At 69.8% G+C, this 9,169-nt stretch carries 5 protein-coding genes and 4 tRNA genes; 3 read left to right on the top strand and 6 right to left on the bottom strand.

Annotation, left to right across the window (positions count from 1 at the left end; translation table 11 throughout):
* Position 1: 1 nt before the first annotated feature.
* The 6 genes from O3Q52_RS41990 to O3Q52_RS41965 all read right to left on the bottom strand — a co-directional run bounded on the left by O3Q52_RS41990 (position 2) and on the right by O3Q52_RS41965 (position 6,194).
* Positions 2 to 76: transfer RNA gene (locus O3Q52_RS41990), tRNA-Asp, on the bottom strand.
* Positions 77 to 170: 94 nt separating this feature from the next.
* Positions 171 to 4,160 carry an ATP-dependent RNA helicase HrpA gene (hrpA, locus tag O3Q52_RS41985; RefSeq protein ID WP_269653808.1) on the bottom strand — a complete coding sequence of 1,330 codons (3,990 nt, stop codon included), beginning with the start codon at positions 4,158 to 4,160 and terminating at the stop codon, positions 171 to 173.
* 95 nt (positions 4,161 to 4,255) lie between these two features.
* Positions 4,256 to 4,329 (bottom strand) — tRNA-Phe (locus O3Q52_RS41980).
* Positions 4,330 to 4,352: 23 nt separating this feature from the next.
* Positions 4,353 to 4,427, bottom strand: a tRNA-Asp gene (locus tag O3Q52_RS41975).
* 39 nt (positions 4,428 to 4,466) lie between these two features.
* Positions 4,467 to 4,539, bottom strand: a tRNA-Glu gene (locus tag O3Q52_RS41970).
* A gap of 80 nt (positions 4,540 to 4,619) precedes the next feature.
* On the bottom strand, positions 4,620 to 6,194 hold the full coding sequence (locus O3Q52_RS41965) for a metallophosphoesterase (protein WP_269653807.1): 1,575 nt from the start codon (positions 6,192 to 6,194) through the stop codon (positions 4,620 to 4,622).
* A gap of 126 nt (positions 6,195 to 6,320) precedes the next feature.
* Here O3Q52_RS41965 and O3Q52_RS41960 point away from each other — a divergent pair, with 126 nt between their 5' ends.
* The 3 genes from O3Q52_RS41960 to O3Q52_RS41950 all read left to right on the top strand — a co-directional run.
* Positions 6,321 to 6,671 (top strand): metallopeptidase family protein, encoded by a 351-nt coding sequence (locus O3Q52_RS41960; RefSeq protein ID WP_055613650.1) that lies wholly within the window; start codon positions 6,321 to 6,323, stop codon positions 6,669 to 6,671.
* A 233-nt stretch (positions 6,672 to 6,904) separates the two neighbouring features.
* Positions 6,905 to 7,435, top strand: a complete 531-nt coding sequence (locus O3Q52_RS41955) for a hypothetical protein (protein WP_269653806.1) — start codon at positions 6,905 to 6,907, stop codon at positions 7,433 to 7,435.
* A gap of 282 nt (positions 7,436 to 7,717) precedes the next feature.
* Positions 7,718 to 9,169 (top strand): DEAD/DEAH box helicase (locus O3Q52_RS41950; protein WP_269653805.1); only part of this gene is annotated, 1,452 nt, incomplete at its 3' end.

Here is a 9,169-nt window from a genome sequence, read left to right as displayed (position 1 = left end):
GCGGTCCTGACGGGATTTGAACCCGCGGCCTCCACCTTGACAGGGTGGCGAGCACTCCAAACTGCTCCACAGGACCAGGTTTCGCAGTGCGGATCTTGCGTTGCGCTGCGAGACAGGACTCTACAGGAGGGTGAGCCTCCTGGGCGAACTCACCCACTGTGCGGGCGTCGTTACGGGACGGCGGCGTCGATCGCCTTCACGATGCGCTTGTCGGAGACGGGGTACGCCGTGCCCAGAGCGTGGGCGAAGTAGCTGACCCGGAGCTCCTCGATCATCCAGCGGATGTCCAGGACGGAGGAGGGCACGGGCCGCCCCTGCGGCATCTGTTCCAGGAGCCAGGCGTACTCGTCCTGCATCTCGTGGACCTTCTCCATGCGGCTGGTGTCCCGCTGGACGTTCGTCGGCATCTGCTGGAGCCGGCGGTCCGCGGCCACCAGATAGCGCATCAGGTCCGGCAGCCGCCGCAGACCCGTCTCCGTCACGAAGCCGGGCTTCACGAGGGCGTCCAGCTGCTTCCGTACGTCCGTGAGGTTCGCGAGCAGCACGGCACTCCGTACGCCCTTCAGGCGGCGCTCACAGGCCTGCCAGGCGGCCAGGACCTGCTGCACCCGGTCGACCGTACGGACCGTCGTGTCGACGATCTCCGCGCGCACCTTCTCGTACAGCTTGCGGTACGACTCCTCGTCCCAGGCCGGGCCGCCGAAGTCGGCGATCAGCTTGTCGGCGGCGGCCGTCGCGCAGTCGTCGAAGAGGGCCTGGACCGAGCCGTGCGGGTTCGCGGACAGGGCCAGCTTGTGGGCGTTCGTGAGCTTGTCCGAGGCGAACTTGGCAGGGTTCACCGGGATGTTGCGCAGGATGAGCCGCCGGGTGCCCTTCCACATGGCCTGCTGCTGCTCGGCCTCGGTGTCGAAGAGGCGCACGGAGACGGTGTCGCCGTCGTCGACCAGGGCGGGGAACGCCTTCACCGGCTGGCCGGCCCGACGCGTCTCGAAGACACGGGTCAGGGAGCCGATGGTCCAGTCCGTGAGGCCCGTCCGCTCGATGGCCCCGCCGCCCTCCCGCTCGGCCGTCGCCGCCGCGGCCTGCGAGATCGCCTGGCGCGCCTTCGGCTTCAGACGCAGCTTCAGGGCCTCCAGGTCCTTGTCCTCGGCCAGCTTGCGCCGCCGTTCGTCGACGATCCGGAAGGTGATCTGCAGGTGGTCGGGGACCCGGGACCAGTCGAAGTCGTCGGCCGTGAGGGGGACGCCGACCATGCGCTTCAGCTCGCGCGCCATCGTCGTCGTCAGCGGCTCCTGCAGGGGCACCGCCCGGTCCAGGAACCGCTGGGCGAAGTTCGGGGCGGGGACGTAGTTCCGGCGGATCGGCTTCGGGAGGGAGCGGATCAGCTCCGTCACGACCTCCTCGCGCAGGCCCGGGATCTGCCAGTCGAAGCCCTCGTCCGTGACCTGGTTCAGCACCTGGAGCGGGACGTGGACGGTGACGCCGTCCGCGTCCGCACCTGGCTCGAATTGATAGGTCACCCGGAACTTGAGCGGACCCTGACGCCACGTGTCCGGATAGTCGTCCTTGCTGACATCCCCGGCCCGTTCGTTGATGAGCATCGACCGCTCGAAGTCGAGCAGCTCGGGCTCTGCTCCTGCGATGGTCCGCTCGTGCTTCCACCAGGAGTCGAAGTGCGCCCCCGACACGACGTGCTCGGGCACCCGCTGGTCGTAGAAGTCGAACAGCGTCTCGTCGTCCACGAGGATGTCGCGGCGCCGGGCGCGGTGCTCCAGCTCCTCGACCTCGGTGAGGAGTTTGCGGTTGTCCGCGAAGAACTTGTGGTGCGTACGCCAGTCGCCCTCGACCAGTGCGTTGCGAATGAAAAGCTCGCGGCTGGCCTCCTGGTCGACCCGCCCGTAGTTGACCTTCCGCTGGGCGACGATCGGCACGCCGTACAGCGTGACCTTCTCGTACGCCATCACCGCGGCCTGGTCCTTCTCCCAGTGCGGTTCGCTGTACGTGCGCTTCAGCAGGTGTTCCGCGAGCGGCTCGACCCACTCGGGCTCGATCCTCGCGTTGACCCGGGCCCAGAGGCGGGACGTCTCGACGAGTTCGGCGGACATCACGAAGCGCGGGGGCTTCTTGAAGAGGGCCGAGCCGGGGAAGATCGCGAACTTGGCGCTCCGGGCGCCCAGATACTCGTTCTTCCCTGTGTTTCTCCCGCCCTCCCCCCCGGCCTCCTTCACGTCCTTCATACCGATGTGGGAGAGGAGGCCGGCGAGGAGGGAGAGGTGGACCTGCTGGTCGGGGGCGTCAGCACCCGCCGCAGGCTCCTCCAGATGGAGGCCCATCTGCTTGGCGACGGTCCGCAGCTGGGTGTAGATGTCCTGCCACTCGCGGATCCGCAGGAAGTTCAGGTACTCCTGCTTGCACATCCGGCGGAAGGACGACGAGCCGCGCTCCTTCTGCTGCTCGCGCACGTACCGCCAGAGGTTGAGGTACGCCAGGAAGTCGGACGTCTCGTCCTTGAAGCGGGCGTGCTGCTGGTCGGCCTGTGTCTGTTTGTCGGCCGGGCGCTCGCGCGGGTCCTGGATGGAGAGCGCGGCGGCGATCACCATGACCTCGCGCACACAGCCGTTCTTGTCGGCCTCCAGGACCATCCGGGCCAGCCGCGGGTCCACGGGCAGCTGGGCGAGCTTGCGGCCCCGGTCGGTGAGGCGCTTGCGGGCGTCCTTCTGGGCGGGGTCCAACGCGCCCAGTTCCTGGAGGAGTTGGACGCCGTCGCGGATGTTGCGGTGGTCCGGCGGGTCGATGAACGGGAACTTCTCGATGTCCCCGAGCCCGGCCGCGGTCATCTGGAGAATGACGGACGCCAGGTTCGTACGGAGGATCTCGGCGTCGGTGAACTCCGGCCGGGCGAGGAAGTCGTCCTCGGAGTAGAGGCGGATGCAGATGCCGTCGCTGGTCCGGCCGCAGCGGCCCTTGCGCTGGTTGGCACTGGCCTGCGAGACCGGCTCGATCGGGAGGCGCTGGACCTTCGTTCGGTGGCTGTATCTGGAGATACGGGCGGTGCCCGGGTCGATCACGTACTTGATGCCCGGGACGGTGAGGGAGGTCTCGGCGACGTTGGTAGCCAGAACGATCCTGCGGCCGGTGTGCTGCTGGAAGACGCGGTGCTGCTCGGCGTGCGAGAGGCGCGCGTACAGGGGCAGTACCTCGGTGAAGCGGTAGTTCTTCTTCGTGATCGCGTCCGCGGTGTCGCGGATCTCCCGCTCACCGGAGAGGAAGACGAGGATGTCGCCCTTGCCCTCGCCCTGGAGCTCCTCGACGGCGTCACAGATCGCGGTGATCTGGTCCCGGTCGGAGTCGTCGCCTTCCTCTTCGAGGAGCGGGCGATAGCGGACCTCTACGGGGTACGTACGCCCGCTGACCTCGACGATCGGGGCGTCGCCGAAGTGGCGGGAGAAGCGCTCGGGGTCGATGGTCGCGGAGGTGATGACGACCTTGAGGTCCGGGCGCCTGGGCAGCAGCTGGGCGAGGTAGCCCAGCAGGAAGTCGATGTTGAGGGACCGCTCGTGGGCCTCGTCGATGATGATCGTGTCGTAGGCGCGCAGCTCGCGGTCCGTCTGGATCTCGGCGAGCAGGATGCCGTCCGTCATCAGCTTGACGAAGGTGCCGTCCTGGTTCACCTGGTCGGTGAAGCGCACCTTCCAGCCGACGGCCTCGCCCAGTGTGACGTCGAGCTCGTCCGCCACGCGCTCGGCGACGGTCCGGGCGGCGATCCGGCGGGGCTGGGTGTGCCCGATCATGCCGCGGACGCCGCGGCCGAGCTCCATGCAGATCTTGGGGATCTGGGTGGTCTTACCGGAACCGGTCTCGCCGGCGACGATGACGACCTGGTGATCGCGGATGGCGGCCGCGATGTCGTCCTTCTTCTGGCTGACCGGGAGCTGCTCGGGATAGGTGATCGCGGGCACGCGGGAACGGCGCTCGGCCATCCGGGCCTCGCCCTTGGCGACCTCCGCCTCGATCTCGGCGAGGACGGCGGCCCGGGCCTCGGGCTTACGGATCTTGCGCGCGCCTTCGAGCCTGCGCCCGAGCCGCTGCGCGTCGCGCAGGGACAGCTCGGTCAGGCGGGGGGCGATGGCGCCGAAGGCGGGGGCAGGAGTCGTTGACATACGCCCTCCAGGATCTCACCTCGGGGAAACGAGGGGCGAACGCTTTTGTGCGGGCATACAACAAGGCCCCGATCCGGGGATCGGGGCCTGTGCTGTGGCTGGGGCCGGGGTCGAACCGGCGACCTACCGCTTTTCAGGCGGTCGCTCGTACCAACTGAGCTACCCAGCCGAGAGATTCGCGAGGAATCTCAGCGGTCCTGACGGGATTTGAACCCGCGGCCTCCACCTTGACAGGGTGGCGAGCACTCCAAACTGCTCCACAGGACCAAGCTGTTGTGTGCGAACAGTGTCGCACACGGTTTTACGTGCCCCCAACGGGATTCGAACCCGTGCTACCGCCTTGAAAGGGCGGCGTCCTAGGCCGCTAGACGATGAGGGCTATCGGCCCGCCTGGGCGCCTCGCGGCGCGTCGGGGACGTGAGAAGCATATGGGATGGCGGGAGGGATCGCCAAAACGGTTTACGGGGTGGGTGCGGAAGGGGTCGGGGTGGCCGGGGTGGTGACGGCGCCCGGCTGGTTCTCCTTGGGGAGGTGGCGGCTGACCTCGGCGGTCGTGAGCCCGAGACCGCCCAGTTTGATCTCGTCCCAGGCCTGGAGGCGGCGGGTGTCGCGGTCGAGGTAGAGGATCGACGTCTCGATCGGTGCGGGGTCCTTGCCCTCCAGCGCGCGCAGACCGCCGCCGCCCGTGGAGCCCTCGATGCGCAGCCGGGTGCCGTACTTCAGGACCTCCATCTCCTGGTGGTGGAGGTGGCCGGCCAGGACCAGGGGGACGTCGCCGTCCGTCTGGCGTGCGGCCGTCGGGTTGTGCGCGACGGCGATGTCGACGGGGGTGCCGGCCGCCTTCTGGTCGCGCAGGGAGGAGGCGAGGCGGGCCCCCGCGAGCACCTCCGACTGGTCGCCGCCCAGCTTGGCCGTGCGGTCGGGGGTGAACTGCGGGTCGCCGACGCCCGCGAAGCGCAGGCCCGCCACCGAGACGGCCCGGCCGTCGTCGAGCACGTGCACGTTCTTCATGCGCTCCAGATAGCTCTGGGTGACGCGGCCGTCGTGGTTGCCGCGCACCCAGACGTACGGGGCGCCGAGGTCGGACGCCGGGTCCAGGAAGCCGTTCTCCGCCGCCGTGCCGTGGTCCATGGTGTCGCCGGAGTCGACGATCACATCGATCTTGTACTGCTTCACCAGCGAGGCGATGATCTTCCAGCTCGCCGGGTTGAGATGGATGTCGGAGACGTGCAGGACGCGGATGGTGGAGGGGTCGGGCGCGTAGGCGGGGAGCGTGGACGTGACGTCGTACAGCTTCGTCACGTTCGTCACCAGGCGGGCCAACTCCTTCTGGTAGACGTCGAATTCGCTGACGATGCTGCGGGCGTTGCCGACCACCGAAGGGGCGGAGGAGAGCAGGCCCGAGAACTTCGGCTCCAGGACCGAGTTGGGGTTCCAGGTCGCGAAGGCCGTCGCTCCCGAGGCCACCAGCAGGGTCAGGGCCAGGCCGCCGGCCGCCAGGGCCCGGCGCGGGCGGCGGTAGACCGCGAGGCCGAGGGCGGTCGCGCCGGAAACGACGGCGACGACGGACCGTACGGCCAGGTCGAGGGTGCCGTCGCTGACGTCCTGGGCCACCTCGTCCTGGAGGCCGGAGAGGCGTTCGGGGCGGTCGACGAGGGCCTGGGAGCGGACGGGGTCGAGCTGGTCGACGTCCACGTCGAGGCGGAGCGGTGCCGTGTGGCTGCGCAGTTCCAGGGCGCCGAGCGGCGAGACGTTGATCTTCGTGCCGCCCGTGAGGGAGGGGCGCAGCGTCATCGTGGTGTCCATGGGGCCCACCGGTGCCCGGACGTTCCCGACGGTCAGCAGGCCCAGCCACGCGCCGAACAGCACCACGGTGACGAGGCCCAGGGCGCGGACCCAGGGGTGCGGTTGGCGGACGAGTTCGACGACGGGGGTGACGGGGTGTGTGCGGCGTGCGCGGTAGCGGCGTACGAGGGCGAGGGGAACCCGTCGTACACGGTGCAGAGCGGTGGCGGCAGCGGGGACGCGGGCCATTGGTCCCGTATGCCCAGAGGCGGGGGCGGATATGCGGCGCGGCTCCCGCTCCCGGGCGTGCCCCGGGGTGTGTTCTCGTACGCCGCTTCCCATGGCGTCCGCGCGTCGGTGCCGGACAATGGCCCTGTGCTGGAGATGACGCGCGAGGAGTTCGAGGAGCAGGTCGCCGAGGCGCTGGACCGGATTCCGCCGGAGCTGACGCGGCTGATGGACAACGTGGCGGTGTTCGTCGAGGACGAACCGCCCGCCGACGACCCCGAGCTGCTCGGGCTCTACGAGGGGACTCCGCTGACCGATCGCGGCGAGTGGTACGCCGGGGTGCTGCCCGACCGGATCACGATCTACCGGGGGCCCACGCTGCGGATGTGCGCGACGCGGGAGGAGGTGGTGGCCGAGACCGAGGTGACCGTGGTCCACGAGATCGCCCACCACTTCGGGATCGACGACGCGCGGTTGCACGCCCTCGGGTACGGGTGACGACGTACGGGTCACGACGTGCGGCCGCAGCCTCTCGAAGCGCGGCCGCACCCTCGCGGACAGGCTGACGACGCGCGGCTGCAGGCCCTCGGACACGGCTGACGACGCGCGGGTGACATATCTCTCGTGCCCCGCGGGCGGTTCTCCCGTGTCTCTCCGGCGTTCGCGTGTCTTCTTGCGGGCGGCGGGAGTTGGGCAGGGGGACTCCTCACACCGCCCGGAGGTGGCTGCCCGTGCGCGCCAAGTACGTACCCGTCCGTCTGGCCGCCGCTGCCCTCGCCGTCGCCGCGTCCGCCGGCTGCATGAGCGTCGGTGACGACGGGGGCGACCGCGCGAAGCCCTCGCAGTCGGCCGGGCAGCGGGGCGGTGAGGCGCCCGACGGCGGGTCCGCGGTGAGCGGCGGAGGCCCCGGCTACCGCGGGACGGGTGACGGAAAACACGGACCGGTGAAGCCCCACGAGTCGGCGTCCGGGTCGGCGTCGCCGTCCGCCGGCGAGAGCGGGACGGCCGCTCCGCCCAAGCCGGGCAAGGGCGGGAAGGACGGGAAGGACGGGAAGAAGCCCAAGCCGGGGGCGCCTTCACCGACGAAGGCCCAGCCCACGCCGACGCGACCGGCCCCCGAGCCGACGCCCACCAAGGAAGAACCGCCGCCCCCGTCGCCGGACCCGACCACCGCCGAGCCGTCGTCCTCGGCGCACCCGGAGCCCGAACCGCAGCTCGTGGAGCGGCGGGAACCGGAGCCCCAGGCCGGTGTCGAGGCCTGAACGGGCCTGGTCGCAACGGGCCTGGTCAGAGGGGGTGCACCGGGGTTCGGCGAGAGGGTCCGGAGGCGGTGTGACCAGAGCCTCTCGGAGCCGGTTTGCCTTACCGGGTGGGGGGTGCGTATGGTGGTAGATCGTTTGATCCCATTGCCCGGCGCCAAGTAGAGCGCGCCGTGTGGCGCGTACTCTCCCTTGCCGTGGCTGACCGCATTGAGGCGGTCGTTTGCGAAATCACGGAGTTGACGGGCGCGTGCCGTACGAGACTCCGGAAGGTTTCGCATTCGCATGTCCATTTCCAGTACTGATCACGTCGTCGTGCCCGAGAACGAGAACATCGGGGACGCTGTCGACGAGACTGCCGCGCCTGCGGCTCCCGAGACTCCCGAGGTCACCTTCAGCGACCTGGGTCTGCCCGAGGGCGTCGTGCGCAAGCTCGCGCAGAACGGCGTGACCTCCCCCTTCCCGATCCAGGCCGCGACCATCCCGGACGCCCTGGCCGGCAAGGACATCCTCGGCCGCGGCCGCACCGGCTCCGGCAAGACCCTCTCCTTCGGTCTGCCGATGCTCACACAGCTCTCCGGCGGCCACACCGAGAAGAAGAAGCCCCGCGGCATCATCCTCACGCCGACGCGTGAGCTCGCGATGCAGGTCGCGGACGCCCTCCAGCCCTACGGCGACGTGCTCGGCCTGAAGATGAAGGTCGTCTGCGGCGGTACGTCGATGGGCAACCAGATCTACGCCCTGGAGCGCGGTGTCGACGTCCTCGTCGCCACCCCGGGCCGGCTGCGCGACATCATCAACCGCGGCGCCTGCTCCCTGGAGAACGTCCAGGTCGCGGTCCTCGACGAGGCCGACCAGATGTCCGACCTGGGCTTCCTGCCCGAGGTCACCGAGCTGCTCGACCAGATCCCCGGCGGCGGCCAGCGCATGCTGTTCTCGGCCACGATGGAGAACGAGATCTCCACGCTGGTCAAGCGCTACCTGACCAACCCGGTCACGCACGAGGTCGACAGCGCCCAGGGCAACGTCACGACGATGTCCCACCACATCCTCATCGTGAAGCCCAAGGACAAGGCGCCGGTCACCGCCGCGATCGCCTCCCGCAAGGGCCGCACGATCATCTTCGTCCGTACGCAGCTGGGCGCCGACCGTATCGCCGAGCAGCTCTGCGAGTCCGGTGTGAAGGCCGACGCGCTGCACGGCGGTATGACGCAGGGCGCCCGTACCCGCGTCCTTGAGGACTTCAAGAAGGGTTACGTCAACGCGCTCGTCGCGACCGACGTCGCCGCCCGCGGCATCCACGTCGACGGCATCGACCTGGTCCTGAACGTGGACCCGGCCGGCGACCACAAGGACTACCTGCACCGCTCCGGCCGTACGGCCCGCGCGGGCCGCTCCGGCACGGTCGTCTCGCTCTCCCTGCCGCACCAGCGCCGCCAGATCTTCCGGCTGATGGAGGACGCGGGCGTCGACGCCTCGCGTCACATCATCCAGGGCGGTACGAGCTTCGATCCGGAGGTCGCGGAGATCACCGGTGCCCGGTCGATGACCGAGGTCCAGGCCGAGTCCGCGGGCAACGCCGCGCAGCAGGCCGAGCGCGAGGTCACCGACCTCACCAAGCAGCTGGAGCGCGCGCAGCGTCGTGCCGTCGAGCTGCGCGAGGAGTCGGACCGGCTGATCGCCCGTGCCGCGCGTGAGCGTGGCGAGGACCCGGAGGCCGCGCTCGCCGAGGCCGCT

Origin of the sequence: Streptomyces sp. ActVer (genome assembly GCF_027270795.1) — a bacterium.
GTDB classification, from domain to species: domain Bacteria; phylum Actinomycetota; class Actinomycetes; order Streptomycetales; family Streptomycetaceae; genus Streptomyces; species Streptomyces umbrinus_A.
This window is presented reverse-complemented; position numbering and strand designations above follow the sequence as displayed.

Excerpts from the sequence above, each read along its gene's own strand:
- hrpA (WP_269653808.1), bottom strand. The coding sequence starts at position 4,160 with ATGTCAACGACTCCTGCCCCCGCCTTCGGCGCCATCGCCCCCCGCCTG.
- O3Q52_RS41965 (WP_269653807.1), bottom strand. The coding sequence starts at position 6,194 with ATGGCCCGCGTCCCCGCTGCCGCCACCGCTCTGCACCGTGTACGACGG.